This window comes from Staphylococcus sp. GDX7P312P, from assembly GCF_008385775.1.
Classification (GTDB): Bacteria; Bacillota; Bacilli; order Staphylococcales; family Staphylococcaceae; genus Staphylococcus; species Staphylococcus haemolyticus.
Genome location: NZ_VUKI01000022.1, coordinates 128,693 through 147,019 on the forward strand (window position 1 = coordinate 128,693; position 18,327 = coordinate 147,019).

The 18,327-nt window shown below is 33.9% G+C and carries 15 protein-coding genes and 1 pseudogene; 2 read left to right on the forward strand and 14 right to left on the reverse strand.

Going from position 1 to position 18,327, the window contains the following annotated elements; genetic code table 11:
• Nucleotides 1-196: 196 nt before the first annotated feature.
• The 11 genes and pseudogenes from F1592_RS06740 to F1592_RS06790 form a co-directional block, all read right to left on the reverse strand.
• Nucleotides 197-979, reverse strand: a complete 783-nt coding sequence (locus F1592_RS06740) for a glucose 1-dehydrogenase (RefSeq protein ID WP_016930546.1) — start codon at nucleotides 977-979, stop codon at nucleotides 197-199.
• A gap of 14 nt (nucleotides 980-993) precedes the next feature.
• Nucleotides 994-2,274, reverse strand: a complete 1,281-nt coding sequence (locus F1592_RS06745; RefSeq protein WP_037537468.1) for an MFS transporter — start codon at nucleotides 2,272-2,274, stop codon at nucleotides 994-996.
• Between the two features lie 32 nt (nucleotides 2,275-2,306).
• Nucleotides 2,307-3,917: pseudogene (locus F1592_RS06750) on the reverse strand (xylulokinase).
• Between the two features lie 180 nt (nucleotides 3,918-4,097).
• Nucleotides 4,098-5,132 (reverse strand): SDR family oxidoreductase, encoded by a 1,035-nt coding sequence (locus F1592_RS06755; RefSeq protein ID WP_107609746.1) that lies wholly within the window; start codon nucleotides 5,130-5,132, stop codon nucleotides 4,098-4,100.
• A 134-nt stretch (nucleotides 5,133-5,266) separates the two neighbouring features.
• Nucleotides 5,267-5,794 (reverse strand): YfiT family bacillithiol transferase, encoded by a 528-nt coding sequence (locus F1592_RS06760; protein WP_149809371.1) that lies wholly within the window; start codon nucleotides 5,792-5,794, stop codon nucleotides 5,267-5,269.
• Between the two features lie 151 nt (nucleotides 5,795-5,945).
• A complete protein-coding gene (locus F1592_RS06765; protein WP_011274531.1) occupies nucleotides 5,946-6,185 on the reverse strand; it encodes a hypothetical protein in 240 nt (79 codons plus the stop codon).
• 239 nt (nucleotides 6,186-6,424) lie between these two features.
• Nucleotides 6,425-7,204 (reverse strand): (S)-acetoin forming diacetyl reductase, encoded by a 780-nt coding sequence (locus F1592_RS06770; RefSeq protein WP_053016167.1) that lies wholly within the window; start codon nucleotides 7,202-7,204, stop codon nucleotides 6,425-6,427.
• Nucleotides 7,205-7,559: 355 nt separating this feature from the next.
• Entirely contained in the window at nucleotides 7,560-8,954 is a 1,395-nt protein-coding gene (locus F1592_RS06775; RefSeq protein ID WP_053016166.1) for a YfcC family protein, read from the reverse strand.
• Nucleotides 8,955-9,169: 215 nt separating this feature from the next.
• Nucleotides 9,170-9,871: an NAD(P)H-dependent oxidoreductase gene (locus F1592_RS06780; protein WP_053016165.1), complete on the reverse strand. Its 702-nt coding sequence runs from the start codon at nucleotides 9,869-9,871 to the stop codon at nucleotides 9,170-9,172.
• A 495-nt stretch (nucleotides 9,872-10,366) separates the two neighbouring features.
• Nucleotides 10,367-11,656 carry an arsenite efflux transporter membrane subunit ArsB gene (gene arsB / locus F1592_RS06785; RefSeq protein WP_107609750.1) on the reverse strand — a complete coding sequence of 430 codons (1,290 nt, stop codon included), beginning with the start codon at nucleotides 11,654-11,656 and terminating at the stop codon, nucleotides 10,367-10,369.
• A 220-nt stretch (nucleotides 11,657-11,876) separates the two neighbouring features.
• Nucleotides 11,877-12,281, reverse strand: a complete 405-nt coding sequence (locus tag F1592_RS06790; protein WP_053016164.1) for a YjdF family protein — start codon at nucleotides 12,279-12,281, stop codon at nucleotides 11,877-11,879.
• Between the two features lie 294 nt (nucleotides 12,282-12,575).
• On the opposite strand from F1592_RS06790, the gene F1592_RS06795 reads away from it, so the two are divergent.
• Both F1592_RS06795 and F1592_RS06800 read left to right on the forward strand, forming a co-directional pair.
• Complete coding sequence (locus F1592_RS06795) at nucleotides 12,576-14,183, forward strand: MutS-related protein (protein ID WP_053016163.1); 1,608 nt, start codon at nucleotides 12,576-12,578, stop codon at nucleotides 14,181-14,183.
• A 165-nt stretch (nucleotides 14,184-14,348) separates the two neighbouring features.
• Entirely contained in the window at nucleotides 14,349-15,530 is a 1,182-nt protein-coding gene (locus F1592_RS06800) for a DUF418 domain-containing protein (RefSeq protein ID WP_149809370.1), read from the forward strand.
• Nucleotides 15,531-15,619: 89 nt separating this feature from the next.
• On the opposite strand, the gene F1592_RS06805 is transcribed toward F1592_RS06800, so the two are convergent.
• The 3 genes from F1592_RS06805 to F1592_RS06815 all read right to left on the reverse strand — a co-directional run bounded on the left by F1592_RS06805 (nucleotide 15,620) and on the right by F1592_RS06815 (nucleotide 18,321).
• Nucleotides 15,620-16,171, reverse strand: coding sequence for a DUF805 domain-containing protein (locus F1592_RS06805; RefSeq protein WP_107611996.1), 552 nt, complete (start codon nucleotides 16,169-16,171; stop codon nucleotides 15,620-15,622).
• Between the two features lie 137 nt (nucleotides 16,172-16,308).
• Complete coding sequence (locus tag F1592_RS06810) at nucleotides 16,309-17,175, reverse strand: hypothetical protein (protein WP_149809369.1); 867 nt, start codon at nucleotides 17,173-17,175, stop codon at nucleotides 16,309-16,311.
• A 141-nt stretch (nucleotides 17,176-17,316) separates the two neighbouring features.
• Nucleotides 17,317-18,321 (reverse strand): N-acetylglucosamine kinase, encoded by a 1,005-nt coding sequence (locus F1592_RS06815; protein WP_053016159.1) that lies wholly within the window; start codon nucleotides 18,319-18,321, stop codon nucleotides 17,317-17,319.
• Nucleotides 18,322-18,327: the final 6 nt, after the last annotated feature.

The following is an 18,327-nucleotide window of genomic DNA, read 5'->3' on the forward strand; positions in this document are numbered from 1 at the left end:
AGTTTACCCAACCTAACCGGCACGCATAACTTCATTCAAGAAATTCTTGATTTGAATATAAAAAAATGCATCTCAAGCATTGGATTTTCATCCTACAGCTGAGATGCATATCATCGAATTATTAAAACTTCTCAAAAAATTTTTTCACTAATAATGAAAAAGTGCAAAGACTCATCTTGCACTTTCCCAAATATTATTATAATGCTGTGTAACCACCATCAATTGTAAATACGCTACCTTGTGCGAATGATGAAGCGTCAGATGCAAGGTATACAACAATGCCACCTAATTCTTCTGGTTCACCTGGACGACCCATTGGTGTCGCACCCATCCAGTAATCGATCATTTCGCCTCCAGTATTAAACATTGGTTCAGTTAATGCTGTTTTCATGTATCCTGGCGCAATTGTGTTTACTTTGATGCCATATTTTGACCATTCCATTGCTAAACTTTTCGTTAACATGATAACGCCTGCTTTAGATGCATTGTAAGATGCTTGTTCTTGTGGTTTATTGGCAATTAATCCTGACATTGATGATGTATTAATGATTGAACCATAGCCTTGTTTTATCATTTGACGTCCTACTGCTTGTGCTACTAAGAAAACACCATTTAAGTTTAAGTTAATTACTTTTAACCAGTTTTCGTAAGATACATCTTCTGCTTTTTCATTAATTGTCATACCAGCATTATTTACTAAGATATCAACTTTACCGTACTCATTCACGACATCGTCTACCATTTTGCTAACATCTTCTGGATTTGTAACATCTACTTTTAATGCTGTCGTTTTAACGCCTTCATTATCTGCAATTGCTTTTGCTGTTTCTTGAGCTAAATCTAATTTAATGTCTGCAATAACAATATCTGCACCTGCTTGTGCTAATGCTTCTGCCATAGCTTTACCTAGTCCCATGGCACCACCTGTTACGATTGCTACTTTACCGTTTACTTTAAATTGTTCAATAATGTTTGTCATTTTTATCATCCTTTTTAATTTGATTGTGTATTAACTGTTGTTTTTACTTGTCTTCCAGGCTGTTGTACTTTCATAAAGAATGTAAGAACAAAGCCTAATACATAAATCACTGCATATGCCCAAATCGTTACTTCAGCTGAGGCGAATATAAGCATGACACTTGCAAGTCCATAACCTAGGAAATTACTTAGACCAGCTGCTAAGTTATGTACGGACACTGCCGCACCTTTATGTTCAGGTACCAACGTTGGGAAGATGGCTGACATTGGAACGAATGCAGCAACAGCGAAACCGAACATCAGTGCAATTAAAGTTGTCACGAATATATTAGGTCCACTCCATGCAGGGAAATAATAGAACGCTAACGTAGAAACGGCCATACCAATACAGCCAAACCAGCGTACTTGGCGTACCCAACCAATTTTATCTCCCATAATACCCCAGAATAAATTAGTGAAGATTGTAATAATGTACATTAAGCCCCAAACACGTAACCATTCTGACGTAGTGAATCCGAAATCTGCCGTATAAACGTGTGGTAAGAATACAACCAATCCGAATAATGACAGTTGGTTGATGATTCTTACGACAAAGGCAACTGCAACGTTCTTATTCTTAAGAATTGTGATACCTCGGCCAAATTCTCTTAACATTTCTTTCTTAGTCATACGTTGTGCTTCGACATCTTCGCCTTTTTTATCTTTAACTAAGAACATTGCGATTAATCCACCAATTAAGATGAAGATTAATGATGACCATAAAGTACCCATTTCACCAATGATTGGAATTGAAAAGCTTGGTAAATATGAACCTAGTACTCCAATACCGATTGAATACATTGCCCAGAACCAACCCATTGCTGAAGCTAGTTTGTAACTTGGTGAAGAATATGTAATCCATACGACAAAGCTATAAATAAACATTGGATATGCTAAACCACGAATACCATACATAATCATCATCATGGCATAGTTTTGTTGTTCTAGACCAAATACTAAAAATCCAACATGAAAGATCATCCAAATAATAAACGCGAATGTCATCACACGTCTTGGACTGAAAATCTCAGCCATCACACCTGATAACCATGAAGCGATAGCTACGACTAAACCGTAAACGGTTAAGACATTGCCGGCTTCAGAATTATCAAAGCCAAGACTCATAATATATTTAGATAAAAATGCTTGCTCCATACCGTCTCCGGTCATAAAAATCGCTACGGCAATGTATCCCCATATTAATACCATAGGCAATCCTAGAAATTGACGTTCTCGTTTTTCTATCTCGTTCGCCATTTTAATCCCACTTTCTACCTTTGTTTTATTCATTATTTTTGTTCTGAATTAAATTGTTCATGTGCAAGACGTTCAAGTGGAATGCCTTGTTTAAAACGTTCTGTATATTGCTCAAAGCTTGCAACTTCCTCTTTAGTTGGTTCGATTGTCATTGATTCTGTTCCTTTAAACGCAAAGTCATTCAAATATGTTGCTAAATTTGATGTCTCTGTTTCAATCATGTATCTCGCCAATACTGCGATACCCCAAGCGCCACCTTCACTTGCAGTTTGCATAACACGAACAGGACTGTCTAAGGCAGCTGCTAAGAATGATTGCGCAACTTTTTCAGTTTTAAAGATGCCACCATGACCAAACATTGAATCAATATGAATATTTTCTCTTTCTTTTAATAAATCAATACCAATCTTCAACGTACTGAAAGCACTGTAAATATGTGTTTTCATTAAGTTAGCTAAGTTAAAGTTACTGTCTACTGATCGTACAAGCATTGGATAACCATGTTGTACATCTGTGATAAACTCACCAGAAATATAACCATATGACAATAACTTACCTAAATCTTCGTCACCTTTTAAGGCACGTTCAAATAATTTGGTGAACAATTCACCTTTATCGTATTTAACTCCCATTGTTTCAAATACTTCTCCAAACAAATCGACCCAAGCGTTTATATCTGATGTACAGTTATTCGCATGAATCATTGCTACTTCGTAACCGTCTGGTGTTGTAACTATATCTACCTCTGGATAGACATCTTTGATTGGTTTTTCAAGGACAATCATTGAGAAGATACTTGTACCTGCTGAAATATTACCAGTTCTTGGTGCAACACTATTTGTAGCTACCATTCCTGTAGCTGCATCCGCTTCAGGTGCACATAATGGACATCCGGCTTGTAGCTCACCGTTTGGATCAACTAATTTCGCCCCCGTTTCAGTAAGACGTCCGGCATACTCCCCTGCTACAACTACTTTAGGTAAGATATCTCTAACATCTTGTGTGTAACCCTTTTCAGAAAACTTCTTATTAAAGCGTTAAATAATATCGTCACGATAGTCTTGTGTCTCACTATCAATTGGGAACATACCAGACGCATCTCCAATACCTAATACTTTCTCATCGGTTAGATACCAATGTATGTATCCCGCAAGTGTCGTCATATAGCTTACTTTCTCAACGTGCGCTTCTTGATCTAATGCAGATTGATAAAGTTGTGCAATACTCCAACGTTCAGGAATATTCACTTGGAAGTCCTCTCGTAAGATTTCAGCTGCTTTATTAGCATTGTTATTACGCCACGTTCTAAATGGAACGAGTAAATCGTCATTGTCATCAAACGGTAAATAGCCATGCATCATGCCACTAATACCTAAAGAAGCAAGTTGTTTCACGGTTGCATCGTATTTCTCTTTTAACTCTTGAGTCATTGCGCCATATGCTTTTTGAATGCCTACCCATGCATCGTTCACCGAATACGTCCAATAACCATTACGGTAACTGTTCTCCCATTCGAATGAACCTGTTGCGAGGGTTTGACATTGGTCATCAATCGCAATTGCTTTAATGCGCGTTGAACCGAACTCAATACCCACTGTTAAATGACCATCTTCAATAAATTGTTTGATTTGTGTATTATTCATCGTTTCACCTTACTTTTTATTATGAAAACGTTATCATAGACTTATCCTAGCATATGTATTTTTCATGAAACAAGAGAAAAGTAAGCGTTTTCTAAATTTTGTAAGTAAAAAGACACCTTTATCTTCTATTTACAACAATGAAGATAAAGGTGTTTGCTTAAATGTATTATTCAATTATGTTTATTTTAAAATGTGATAGTCTCTCATACAGTCAACAGATGCTAGAATAGCTTCTTCTTGAGTGTAACTTGGCGTCCAACCTAAAACATTTCGTGCTTGCTGATTACTAACATTTCTATTCATTTCAAGTAATAACTTACCTTCTTGTGCTTCACTATTAAATCTAGCGCCTAGCTTAATTGCGAAATCTGGAATAGTCTTAGTTGAAACTTTACTTGCTAATTCAGGGCGTTCTTTTTTAATTAATTGTGCGATTTCAGGCATAGAAATTTGTCCATCTGCAGTGGCGATAAAACGTTTACCATTTGCTTCTGGCGTTTTCATTGCCAAAACATGTAATTGTGCAACGTCTCTGACATCCACGATATTCATTGGTATATTAGGGATTCGTTTCATTTTGCCACTAGCAATATTTTCTACAAATTGAAAACTTAATGACATATGTTGATTTAATGATGGTCCAAGTATAGCAACAGGATTGATTGTCGCAAACTCAATGTGATTTTCAGTAGCATTCACAAAGTCCCACGCTGCTCGCTCAGCAATTAATTTTGACTTCTCATAAACAGAAAGTCCTTTTTCATTTGGATTAGTCCAATGTTCTTCTGTTGTCACACTAGTTTTATCTTTATTACTAAATCCTACTGCGCCAAAGTTTGCAGTCATTATTACACGCTTCACATTCGTTTTCTCGGCAGCTCTCAAGATACGCTGAATACCTTCAACGGCTTGTTTATTGATCGATTGTTCATCCGTTACGCTGACACTACCCATCACTACAGGCGATGCTACACTCATCACATAGGTGCAATCTTCCATAGCATCTTCCCAGTTATCATCTTTAGATAAATCCGCTTCAACAAATGCTAAATTTTGCGTATCAATATTTTGCGACTTTAATGTTTCTAAAATAGTATCTTTCTTAGATAACGAACGAATTGTTGCACGTACACCATAATCTTGCTTTAATAATTCCGCGACAATACGTAAACCTAAAAAACCTGTCCCTCCAGTTACTAAAACTTGTTCCTTCATGAAACTTCCTCCCCTATCTTTCTCTTGGTAGGTACAGATTATAACAGTTTTATCATATTAGTTTGATGAATTACACTTACTTTTGACAAAGTTCATTCTTAAGTTGTAGACGCTCAACTTTATAACTGTATTTACTACTCTTTTGATACGCCTTGGTCGGATAATGCAATCTTAATGTGCTCTAAATGATGACGCTCATGCCATGATAATTTCGCAAGTAATTCTGAAACCGGTACATTGCTTCCATCTGATAGCTTGATAGAACGATTTAATTCACCTTCAGTAACATGATTTCCCATCTCTACAATGCGTTGGTTGAGTCCCTCTAAAATAGTAATTGAAATTTGCGTAGGTAATTTAGAGTCTGGCAACTCTGCCCAACGTTCTTGATTAAACATGAACGCCGTTACGTCATCTTCAGTCAGTGCCATTTTCAATCTTTCATACAAATTAATCTGAGAATCTGCAATATGATGTACTAATTGTCTAACCGTCCAACTTCCTTCTCGATAACGACGTTCTAACTGCTCATCACTCAATTGATGAACCGTTTCCTTCAATTGATCACTATATGCTTCAATTTCACTCATCCATTGTTTCACATCAACTAATGTTGAATTCGTTGGCGCTTCAAATTCTCCTATTGGAAATCTTACATCCATTATAAATCCCCCTTAGCTATCTTTATCTATACCTTCTATCTACCCTTATTAAGGAAAAATAAAAAAGAAGCGAGCACAGAAATTAATCATTACATTAATTTCTATCCCACTTCCTCTGGAAATTTAAGATATATATAATTTTCTCAAAATATTAAGCTAATAATAAAGGACTTGAGAAAATAACTAAAAATACAATATTTAAGATTAACATTGTAATATTTATGGCTTTATTGCCTTTCAAGATGCCTAAGACATTTGCAATAATAGCTAATAACATCACAAACAATCCTGGAAGAAACCAGAACATGCTCGTAAACATGATAGAAACTACTAATAAAAATGATAATAAGCATAAAATACCTGAAACTAAATTAATACTATTTAAGTTCATAAGTTGCTCCTTTCAATTGGTGTTACACAGTATTATATACTAAAACTATTTTGAATTGAGCAAAATTTTTATAACAAAATTGACACATCTTTTTAACTAAAGTTAAAAGCGGCTCACACTTATGCTAGTGCAAACCACTTCAAAATGTTTTATGCTATTGTCTTATGCTAAAAGTAATGGGCTTGATATAATAATAAATTAAACAATCGGTAAATACTTACTGATTTTGTCGCCTATTCTTAGTGGAATCTCATACCACCATCAACGATAATTGTTTGTCCAGTGATGTAATCAGAATCACTACCTGCTAAGAAACTCACCACATTAGCAACGTCTTCTGGTTTAGATAAACGTTTTAATGTAATTTGATCAGTAAATTGTTTCCAACCCCATTCTTCGGGTTGATTATTTTCTTTAGCTAATTTAATCGCAATACCTTCCATCATTGGAGTTTCAACGATACCTGGTGCATATGCATTAACTGTGATACCTTTTTCTGCTAAATCACGCGCAGCAACTTGAGTTAAACCACGCACTGCGAATTTAGTACTGCTATATAAAGATAAACCTTTGTTGCCTTCAACCCCTGCTTGAGAAGTAGCGTTAATGATTTTACCACCATGACCTAATTTTTCAAATTGTTCTAATGCAGCTTGGATTCCCCAGAATACACCACCAATGTTAACGCCAATAACTTGGCTAAATTGCTCAGGTGTTACCGTGTCGATAGGTGTCATTGGTCCTAGACCAGCATTATTAACTAATACATTAAATTCACCGAAATATTCTACAACGCTACGTAATACATTAAAGACATTTTCACGGTCTGAAACGTCTGCTTTAAATGCTATCGCTTCTTGTCCTTCTGCTTTTAATGAAGCAGCCGCTTTTTTAGCTCCTTCTTCATTAAAGTCTACAAGTGCAACACTAAAACCATCTTTAAATAAACGTTCTGCTATTTTAAGTCCAATCCCTTGAGCTGCGCCTGTAACTACTGCAACTTTTTTAGTATTACTCATAAAAAACACCTCTTAAAATATTATTCATTTATTATATTATCACTTTTATATATTAACGATTTGAACATTTTATGAATAATAATTGGTGCTTTTATAAGATCGATTTGATTCAGATATTAAATAATTAATTAATACTAATATATTGTTTTCATTGTTTTTCCTTATGAATTATTGTTGCAAAATATGAAGATTAATAAAAAGTATCCCATAAAGGCATCATCCCTATTAATTTAGAAACCCGCCTTTTCATTGTTATGACAGTGTTTATTAGACGTACTTCCTACTAAATTCAGACAAGCGTCAGTCTTACCCGTCAAACCTTTAAACAAATTTTTAAGTGCTTCTTGAGCAATTTTTAATAGCCAATTATAAGCGCAATCGACATCGCCACTGCACAAATGATTACCCATAATAGTATCAACTTCCACACAAATTTAATCCATTGAGTATAAGTAATTCGTCCAACAGCTAATGCTCCCATTAAGATTGCTGAAGTTGGGAATAAAATGTTACTGATTGAATCACCATATTGGAAAGCGAGTACCGTTAACTGACGATTAATATGCAGTAAATCTGATATTGGTACCATTAATGGCATTGTTGTTAATGCTTGACCCGATCCAGATGGTATAAAGAAATTAAGTAAGAACTGTAATATAAACATAGCAATAATAACAAATGAAGCTGGTATATCTGATAGCAATGTTGTCATGCCATGAACAATCGTATCGATGATTTTACCATTTTCCAAAATAACAACGATTCCTTTAGCGAATCCAACAATCATTGCGCCAAATAAAATGTTCTGCATTCCTTCAATCAATGCGTCAAATGTACCATTTAATCCAAGTCCACTTACTAAACCTGCAACAATACCAGCAAGTAAGAAATTGGCGCTCATCTCATTAAACGTCCAATCGAATACAAATATGCCAAATACGTTAAATAGAATTGTAGCAACTATGATAAGTAAGCTAGCTGCTTGTCTCTTACTAAAATGTTGATAGGTGATTTCTTGAGTAATATGACCTTCTTCTTTTTCTAGCTCATACACAATACTTTTTGACTTATCTTTCTTCACTTTACGTGCATATAACATAACTGTAGAAATGGCTGCAGTTAAGATAAATAAATAGATAATTGTACGTAAACCCCAGCCTGAGAACATTGGTAGTTCAGCAACGGTTTGTGCCACACCAACTGTAAAGGGATTTAACATACCTCCACTGAAACCACTGGCAGCACCTAAAATAACCATTGCAGCACCTGTTAAGGCGTCATAACCTAATGTTCGAGCGATTATAATGCCAATTGGAACAAAGATAATTGTTTCTTCTGCTAATCCAATTGTAAATCCTAATATAGAGAATATTGTCATCGTCAATGGAATCATTAGGAAATTGGCCTTTCCTAACATTCTCATTGCTTTGTTTACACCATTTTCGAAAGCACCCGTCTTATGAATAATGCCAAAGGCACCACCTACTAGAAATATATAGAATACGATTTCTCCGCCACTGATTAGTCCTTCAGGAATTGACCTGAATATTTCGAGGAAGTTGACGTTTGCCGATTCCACAGTATGGTAAGTCCCTGAAACGACAAGTGTTTGATCTCCTTTCTTTTCACGCGCATATTCACCAGCTGGAATAATGTAAGTTAATAACCAAGCTAGAAAAATAACAAACATTAATAAAGCATATGTATGAGGCGTCTTAAACTTAAATTTCTTATGCTTCTTTTCTTCCATAACTCATCAACACCTTAAATAGAATAGAATGTATCTCATCAGATGATTATATACATCATACCCTATTTATCAGCTGATATACGATTACAATTTAAATTACATTTGTTATTTTCGTCATTTCAGCGCTGGTTAGACCTATAAATACTTACAATTAAAAAAGCATCACCAAAATGAATAAATGATTCATTTTGATGATGCTTGTATTTCAAAAATGTCTATTTTAATTGTCCGTTATCATCGAAATCTTCTAATTTATGATATTGAATTCTAGGAATGTCATCGATATGTTTTAATTTCTCAGCTAATTGTTCAAGATAGTCACGTCTTACCTCTTCGCTATGGCTAACTTGATAAGCAATAAATGGTTCTAATGGTGTCATACCAGAGAAATAAATCATACCATGGTTAATATGGAATAATACTTGTTCATAAATATCTCCTGAGAAACCATTTGCAGCATAGCTTCCTTCGGGTGAGCCAGTCGTAGTTGAGATCATGGCTGTTTTATCTGTTAATCGAGCTTTGTCATAACGGTCATATTCTCCGCCATAAATGCCACCAAACATAAAGATTTTATCAAACCAACCTTTAAGTATGGCTGGAACACTAAACCACCATAGTGGAAATTGGAAAATAACTAAGTCTGCCCATAACAGTTTTTCAAATTCTTCCTTAATCACTGATGTTAATTCATCGTTATCATATGCATTTTTTTGTTCTATTGCGTATTTGAAGAATTCAGGATCTGTTAAGTTTTTGAAATCTTTTTTTCTAGCAACTGGATCAAAATCCATTGCGTATAAATCCGAAACTTTAACTTCATAACCTTGTGCTTCTAATGTTTCTACAGCTTTATCTTTTAATGCATCATTGAATGACTTTGGTTCAGGATGGGCATATACAATTAATGCTTTCACATTCTCACCTCAATAGAATTGGAATACTTATACGTTCAAGATACTATGAATTTCTTTTATCACAAACATATATGCTCGTTTAAATGTAATTAGCATATTGTCCTTACAAATCCACTCTATAAACGTAAAAAAGTGAGATAGACGGATCATAGACGAAACATCCGTTACCTCACTTAAGCTATTCTCGCTAAACTAATCAATTATCTTTAAAACGTATACTTCCAATTAATAGTGGCGAAATATGTATATTCAACTATGTATATATCTAAGCCTTATATTACAAGGAGGTTAGACTGCACGGTGTATAAAAGTTAGCAATTAACTGTTTGAATGGTCGATTTATACATTAACATTTTGGGATGGTGAGCAATCTAACTTCTCTTGAATATACTTTAAAATAGTATCAAAAAATTTAAACCCTATGTTTGTCTATTCTCAAAAGATACGTATGAATGCCTAACTGTTATTCCCATTGCGGATTATGATTTTCTCCTTTTAAAAAATGAGTAATGTAAGAAATAGTCCTAACAACGTGAAAAAGAGTACTGGAATCGTAATGACTATTCCTGTTTTAAAGTAAACGCCCCATGATATTTTGACATCTTTTTGAGCTAAAACGTGAAGCCATAATAAAGTGGCTAATGAACCTATAGGTGTAATCTTCGGACCTAAGTCAGACCCTATTACATTCGCATAAATCATACCTTCTCTAAGGATACCTGTCACTTGTGATTGATGTATTGCTATCGCATCAATTAAAACGGTCGGTAAGTTATTCATGATAGATGATAAAATTGCAGAAATAAAACCTACGCCCATAATACTAGTAAATAAGCCATGCGCAGATATAGATGCAAATATATGACCTAATATGGTTGTAATGCCAACATTTTTAAGTCCAAATACAACTAAATACATACCTAATGAAAAAATCACGATATTCCATGGCGCACCTTTGATTACTTTTCCAGTAGAAACAACATCTGATTGGCGTGCCAAGAGTAGGAAGATAATAGCGACAATTCCAGCAATCAGAGACACTGGTACGTGTATAAACTCACTGACAAGATAACCTATTAATAGTATTGCTAAAACAAGCCAAGATATGCGAAATAGTTTCTGATCTTTAATCGCGGCACCAGGACTTTGAACCTTTCGAATATCAATGGTCTTTGGAATCGATGTTCGAAAATAAATCCATAATACAATGATACTTGCTAGAAGTGAGAATATATTTGGTATTAGCATACGACTCAAATATTCTACAAATCCAATGTTGAAGTAATCCGCAGAAACAATATTCACTAAGTTACTTACCGTAAAAGGTAACGACGTTGTATCAGCGATAAAGCCACTTGCGATAATGAAAGGAAAGATCACTTTCTTACTAAATCCAAGATGACGTACCATCGCTAAAACGATTGGCGTCAAGATAAGTGCAGCACCATCATTCGCAAAAAATGCTGCCACTATCGCACCGAGGAGCATAATGTAAACAAACATTCTGAAACCGTCACCTTTAGATGCTCGAACCATATGTAATGCAGCCCATTCAAAGAAACCAATTTCATCCAGAATAAGTGAAATCAAGATGACAGCGACAAATGTTAAAGTTGCGTTCCAAACGATATCTGTTACTTCCACGATGTCAGACCAACCAACAACTCCAGTAATAAGCGCTAAAACTGCGCCTACAACAGCAGTAATTCCTATATCTAGTCCTTTAGGTTGCCAAATAACAAAAATCAAAGTAATAACAAAAATGAGAATGGCTAAAAAAGTCATCATAAACGTTCACCTACAAAGTGTCGTTGATGACGATGTGAAAAATGAGTTATAGATGATATATATTTGTCTTTCATATCAGTCAAATCCTCCTATGTCATTAATAAGCATATCATGAGCTATGTTGTGAAATCTATGTGGCAAAGTTATAAGGCGAATGATTAAATAAAAAATAGAATCTCATACATATAAAATGTTTGAGATCCTATTTTCGCGAGATTCAATGGCCCTTTTTCTTTTGCTTATTTTTTTGAACTTTAAGCTGTCGTTTGCGTGCTTTTGTCTGTTCTTTTTTTAATTTCTTACTCTTTTTACCCTGTACTTTTTTCATTTCTTGCTCTTTTTTGATTGCTTTTTGAGCATAAGTTGAAGTTTTAGGTTGTTTTTGTTCTTTAGCAACTTGCCTTTGTAAACGTTTAGGATTTACTTTTTTTGGTTTCTTTTTTTCAATGGAAACTTTCGTTTGATTTATCAATTCATCTAAATGACCATAAATAAAATTAAAAATTTCAGCACTATTTGGCTCAGTTCCAAAGGTAAATTTCACCAACTTAACCCTATCTTCTTCCCTATATTCAACCAATCCTATGAAAAACTGACCATCATGAAATATTGATAATTCCAATGATTGTCCCTCCTCTATATATAACTTGAAATGAGGGACGACCTGAGGAGGAAGGTTACTGACAAATGATTGCATTTGCATTGGGACTACCAACCCAATTGTGTTTTTACATTTCTCTATAAGCATAACTGATATACACTAAGAAACCAATATGAAGCAATTAAAAATTTAATCATTTCGATGTGTATAAACATCTAATGTATGAAGTGATTTTTTATCTTATCTACTTTTGTTAATTGCATAAAATTTTGAAATAATTGTGTAGATGATTTAATTTTTATAAGGAGTTTAGTTATGAATATTTATCAGACTTATGCATTATTGGTAATCGGTATTATCATATTAGGCTTGATTGTAAATGTTGTTGTGACAATAGTAGACAAGAGGAAATTGATCAACCATATACATACACTTTGGCGTAATAAGAAGCCTATTGAGAACTTCATACGCCCAAATTCCCGCTTCGACTATCAATTCAAACTCAAACGTGACCAACATAACAACCTCATCGATGATAAAACATGTTCGGATTTAAATATGGAAGAAATCTTCCATCGTAGTAACTTTAACTTCACGGCTATTGGAGAGATGCGTTGGTTTGCCACATTACGCAATATGTTTAAGGTTAATAACAAACAACTATTAGACCAATTTAATAATGATGAAACATTTAGGGTCAATGTATCTTATCATCTCGCTTCTATTGGTAAAGTGGTGTACCCTATTTTCCCTGATCAACTTAAAGCAATAAAGCGAAATAATTTATTTATGATTTGTCCATTTCTACCATTTATTGGACTCATTATTTGTTTCATTTCTCCATCAACTGGAGTACTTATAACTTTATTTTCGATACTACTAAATATTGTATTATCCGGTACCTTGAAACGTACTTATGATCAAGATTTAAAGTCATTATTCTATACAGCGAAAGTCCTTAAGGAAGGTTATCATCTCGACCAAATTAAAGGCACACCAGAAGTTAATACGAACTTTAGTCACTTTAAAGGGGCACGTTTATTTAGTGGTCTACTAGGTAAAGTGGGAGATCAAGATATCGGTGGCGCATTTATTATGTTACTCAAGATGGCATTCATGGTGGATTATTTCCTCTTCCATATCATCCAGCATACGTATTATCGATATCAAGACGAGGTAATGGCTTGCTATGACTATGTAAGCATCTTAGATAATCACTATTCATTAGCCATGTATCGACGCACATTAGACACTTATTGTGAGCCGACTGCCTTTTCGAATGAGCAAACATTAACATTCACTAATTTGATTCATCCTTTACTGGAAAATGCAGTCCCAAACGACCTCGACATTAACCACAATATTCTACTAACGGGGTCGAATGCATCAGGAAAATCAACATTTATGAAAGCCGTAGCAATTAACCTTATTCTTGCACAAACGATAGAAACTGCGACGGCGGATGCGTTTAGCTATCGTCCCGGCTTAGTTTATACGTCAATGGCTAATGCCGATGATGTTCTGTCGGGCGATAGTTACTTCATGGCTGAGTTGAAATCTATTCGTCGTCTATTCGATATAGAGACGCATATGCCAGTGTACTGCTTCATAGATGAAATCTTTAAAGGCACGAATACAACTGAACGTATTGCAGCATCAGAATCTGTATTATCATATTTGAATCATCAACCAGAGTACAGAATTGTAGCAGCGACACATGATATCGAACTTTCAGAATTATTAAAGGACAATTATCAAAACTATCACTTTAATGAAACGATTGAAAACGATGAAATCCACTTTGATTACAAAATTAAAAAAGGGAAAGCGAATACGAGAAATGCAATTGAATTGTTGCGAATTACTAACTTCCCTAACAAAATCTACAAAAGAGCCAAGGATCAGGTTAAAGATTTGGATTAACATTGTTTCATGTAAAACATTATCAATATAAGCGGGATGATGAGTTCAAATTATGATTTTGTCACCCCGCTTCTTTATAGTTTAGTTGATGATTTAAGATAGATTTAAGATGAAATTATGATAGATTTTATCATTATTGTTTACTGTGAGTATTGAGGTGACATTATGAAACGAATTACAATTGCTGATAGTTTAAGAGGTTTTAGCTTATTAGGCATATTTCTTGCTAATCTACTTATATTTCAATTTAGTTTATCTGGCAAAGACTACATCGAACATTTCCATTTAACCCCTGTAAACCAAGGAATATTCAACCTTATCATCATACTTGTTGAAGAAAGTTTTTTACCTATTTTTGCAATACTGTTTGGCTTTTCGATGGATAAACTGTATCAGTCTATGAAATTAAAAGGATTGCCACGGCCTAGATTAAAATTATTACGTCGTGCCATTTTCTTACTTATCTTAGGCTTTATCCATGCAAGTTACATATGGGAAGGCGATATATTAACAGCTTATAGTTTAGCTATGTTATGTGTGATACCCTTTATTTCACTAAGTACGAAAGCTTTCAAATGGTTTAATATTGTAATTATTTCTCTCATGCTCGTGATGGGTATTTGGTCTATGTTTGATGATTCTCAAGCGTCTACATCATCTGACAAATATGATTCAGCTTCATATATTCATAAAGTGCAAAAGATTTATACAGAAGGTAGTTATAACGATATCCATCACGTAGATGATATAGCGACATCTCCTAAATTTGCAGAATTAGAAGATCAATTAGGCGATAATAAAGGTGCTATCTTCTTGATAGCTATACTTTTTGAAGTACCATTATTCACTTTAGGTATCTTCCTTTCTAGATGTGGATGGTTCGAGAAAGATGCGAAACACTTTTGGACATCGAAACTCTTTATATACCTTATTCCAGTATCTATTATTGCCAAATCAACCATACTCTGGTTGGATAACGAGGCTATTTCAGGTACGCTTGTAGCTATATTTGGACCGATTTTATCCTTAGGTTACATGAGTTTATTTAAATATTTATACCAACGTTATGAGACGCATCCAATTTTTAAAGGTTTGGAAAATGCTGGCAAAATATCTCTTACCGTTTACATTACACAAAGTATCATTGGTACACTCGTCTTCTATAGTTACGGTCTAGGGTTATTTGGCAAAGATATACTCATTTACACAAGCATTTTATTCGTAATTATCTATATTCTTTTAGTGTTATTAGCAACATTGCATCAAAGATACTTTCGATACGGTCCATTAGAATATCTCCTGCGCATGTTCACATATTGGAAATGGCATGTAGGTAAACGTAAATAGACATACTAAAAAGGTTCAACGTGGTTAATCATTAACTGCACGTTGAACCTTAATTTATGTTGCTAAGCATATTGAATTAGCACATTGAATTATTCATAGTGTCCTTTAAATTTAGGGCTTTCTCCATATTTATTTTTATTAAATTTACTATTTAAGCATGTGATTACTATTTGGTAGATTGAAACAGCAAATTGTACTAGGGAAAATAGGAGAATAAATAACAATGCCCAACCATTTTCACCATTAGGGTCATTAATATTCCAGATTAATTGCACAATAAAAGATATCACACCTAATACAACTGATAAGATAGGAATAAACATCGTACGATCAGTGTCATGGAAGCGTCTGACTGTCATCGCTAAATTAGGAATGAATGTAATAATTGCGTATAAAACCATATAAATGATTGTGATAACTAACATAACTACGCTTAAAATTGATAAGCCTTCAGATTGAAACCCTGCTGCGAACATAATCATGATTAATGCCATAATATAAAGAATCAGAGCGGGTCCATAAAAGATTAAATGCCATAATTGCATAAACCAGAATTCACTTCGTCTTGAACGACCTTTGAAATTAAAATAATTTTTCCAAAACAACTTAAATGCTTCGCCAAAACCTACTTTTGGATTCATAAGCATAAACTCCTTTGCGTAATTTTAATTGCCGTCTTTCCCTTACCTTTATCGTATCATACTGGCATAATTATAAAACCCTATAAAAAAAGTTCTCAAGCTAATTTAATTAACCTGAGAACTTGAGTATGAACTTATTAATTTTCTTGCTTTATAACTTTACCATTAGCATCTAACTTAATAATTTTATTATTTTTAGTTTTATATGTACCTAAAATTTCGCCATCTTTATTTCGATAATTCACAATCCAATCGCCACTATGACCGACCATTTTAACATCATCCCATAAATAGTTTGTCTTACCTACCGCAATACCTTCGAAATCCGAAATCATTTGATACACTTGGTTACGGAAATGCGTATTAACTGTTCCTGATTTCTCTAAGTATTCTGCAGATAATGGATTGTTATTTTCTTTATCTTTTTTAGATAAATTATCTACAATATTTATCTTATACGTTAATTCTGGTAAAGCTTTGTTGTCTTTATTCGTTTTATAGACATCAATTAATTTTACTTCTTTACCTTTTCCTAATAAATCTTTGTAATCTAATGAACCAGATTGCATGCGTCCGATAAAGATTTTATCGTTACTAACTCCGATTAATGCTTCAAAGTTCCCTTTATTAGGTGATACATTATAGAAATTCATACCTTTTGGAGCATTTTTGATGCTATCATCGTACTTCACAAGTTTGAAATCAACTAGTTTAAAGTTTTTATTTCCAGTCGCAAGTTTGTATTCATAAATTCCAGTTAGAATTTCATTCTTAGTCAATGTATATCGCTCAACATCCTCCACACAGAAGGCAAGTGCTAATTTTTGTTTTTCAGAAAGCTTTGCTACTTCCTTTTCCAGCTTTTGATCTTTTTTAGACTTCTTAGATTTTGTTTGTTCCGCGTTAGATTTCGTTTTAGCACTATCTTCTTTGGAACCATCATTAGAACCACAAGCTGCAAGTAAAAGTAAAAACACCCCACACATAAATAATAGTTTCTTCATCTATGTCTCCTCATATCATTTGCATTTTTAAAATCAATTAATTATACTATATTTTATTTATAAAAGTGTACTTTGTAAATACTTATTTGAAAGTATTTCTTGCAAAAAAAGTGCTCCATTATAATTTTTGGAGCACTCTTTTTAATATAATTTATTAATGTCGTTCCAACTATTTTCAACAGCTTGTTGAATCGTTCGAGTAATTTTATTCTGATTATTTTCTATTAAAGATAATACATAAGCTCCAATTACGGGTGGGAATTTAGGTATTATAATTTCATTACTTGGATATGTCTTCTTCAACTTATTAATAACATTATCTTTAAACTCAAGATTAGAAAATAGACCCCCACATAATACGATAGGTGGCTTATATTGTTTTTTATCAATTGAAAGAAACGCAGCCTTAACTAACTCAATCAATGAATCTATACTGTTATTAATAATTTCTATAGCAACATCATCACCACTTCGCGCAACTTCAAAAACTACTTTTGCTAATGAAGCGATATTTGATCGCATCTCTAAATTTTGATACACGTATGGAATTATATCTGTTTCATGTCTTAGACTTAAATATTTCTTAAGTGCTTCAGTTAATTGAGTAGACTTACCTCTTCCATCATAACTTTTCATTATTGCAACAAGTGCTTGCCTACCTATATCATATCCACTACCTTCATCACCTAGTACATATCCCCATCCACCAACTCTATTTAATTCATTTGTTTTCTTATTATAGCAATATGATATAGATCCAGTACCAGCTATAAGTACAATACCGGACTCTCCATATGTACCCGATGCCAAAGCACATATGGCGTCATTTTCAACAATAACTTTTATCCTATGCAATTTGTATCCTTCCAATGACTTTTTGATTAAGTTTTTTTCTAAATCTCTCCCAGCACCACTTAAAGATAAATATATACTGTTTATATCATTTAACTCTATCTTAGCTTGTTTTCTTAATATCGATATCATATTCATTAATGTCGTTTTAACAGAATCTAACCCTTTAACCTGTATATTTGTAGATTCAGCCATAGTATACCCGACGATTTCTCCATAGTCGTTACCAATCACACCTGCCGTTTTTGTTCCTCCGCCATCAATACCAATATAATATTTCTTATTAAAATTCATTGTTAA

Bases quoted from the DNA above. Each gene is read 5' to 3' on its own strand.
- F1592_RS06740 (WP_016930546.1), bottom strand. From the start codon at position 979: ATGACAAACATTATTGAACAATTTAAAGTAAACGGTAAAGTAGCAATC.
- F1592_RS06745 (WP_037537468.1), bottom strand. From the start codon at position 2,274: ATGGCGAACGAGATAGAAAAACGAGAACGTCAATTTCTAGGATTGCCT.
- F1592_RS06755 (WP_107609746.1), bottom strand. From the start codon at position 5,132: ATGAAGGAACAAGTTTTAGTAACTGGAGGGACAGGTTTTTTAGGTTTA.
- F1592_RS06760 (WP_149809371.1), bottom strand. From the start codon at position 5,794: ATGGATGTAAGATTTCCAATAGGAGAATTTGAAGCGCCAACGAATTCA.
- F1592_RS06765 (WP_011274531.1), bottom strand. From the start codon at position 6,185: ATGAACTTAAATAGTATTAATTTAGTTTCAGGTATTTTATGCTTATTA.
- F1592_RS06770 (WP_053016167.1), bottom strand. From the start codon at position 7,204: ATGAGTAATACTAAAAAAGTTGCAGTAGTTACAGGCGCAGCTCAAGGG.
- F1592_RS06775 (WP_053016166.1), bottom strand. From the start codon at position 8,954: ATGGAAGAAAAGAAGCATAAGAAATTTAAGTTTAAGACGCCTCATACA.
- arsB (WP_107609750.1), bottom strand. From the start codon at position 11,656: ATGACTTTTTTAGCCATTCTCATTTTTGTTATTACTTTGATTTTTGTT.
- F1592_RS06795 (WP_053016163.1), top strand. From the start codon at position 12,576: ATGAATATTTATCAGACTTATGCATTATTGGTAATCGGTATTATCATA.
- F1592_RS06800 (WP_149809370.1), top strand. From the start codon at position 14,349: ATGAAACGAATTACAATTGCTGATAGTTTAAGAGGTTTTAGCTTATTA.
- F1592_RS06805 (WP_107611996.1), bottom strand. From the start codon at position 16,171: ATGAATCCAAAAGTAGGTTTTGGCGAAGCATTTAAGTTGTTTTGGAAA.
- F1592_RS06810 (WP_149809369.1), bottom strand. From the start codon at position 17,175: ATGAAGAAACTATTATTTATGTGTGGGGTGTTTTTACTTTTACTTGCA.
- F1592_RS06815 (WP_053016159.1), bottom strand. From the start codon at position 18,321: ATGAATTTTAATAAGAAATATTATATTGGTATTGATGGCGGAGGAACA.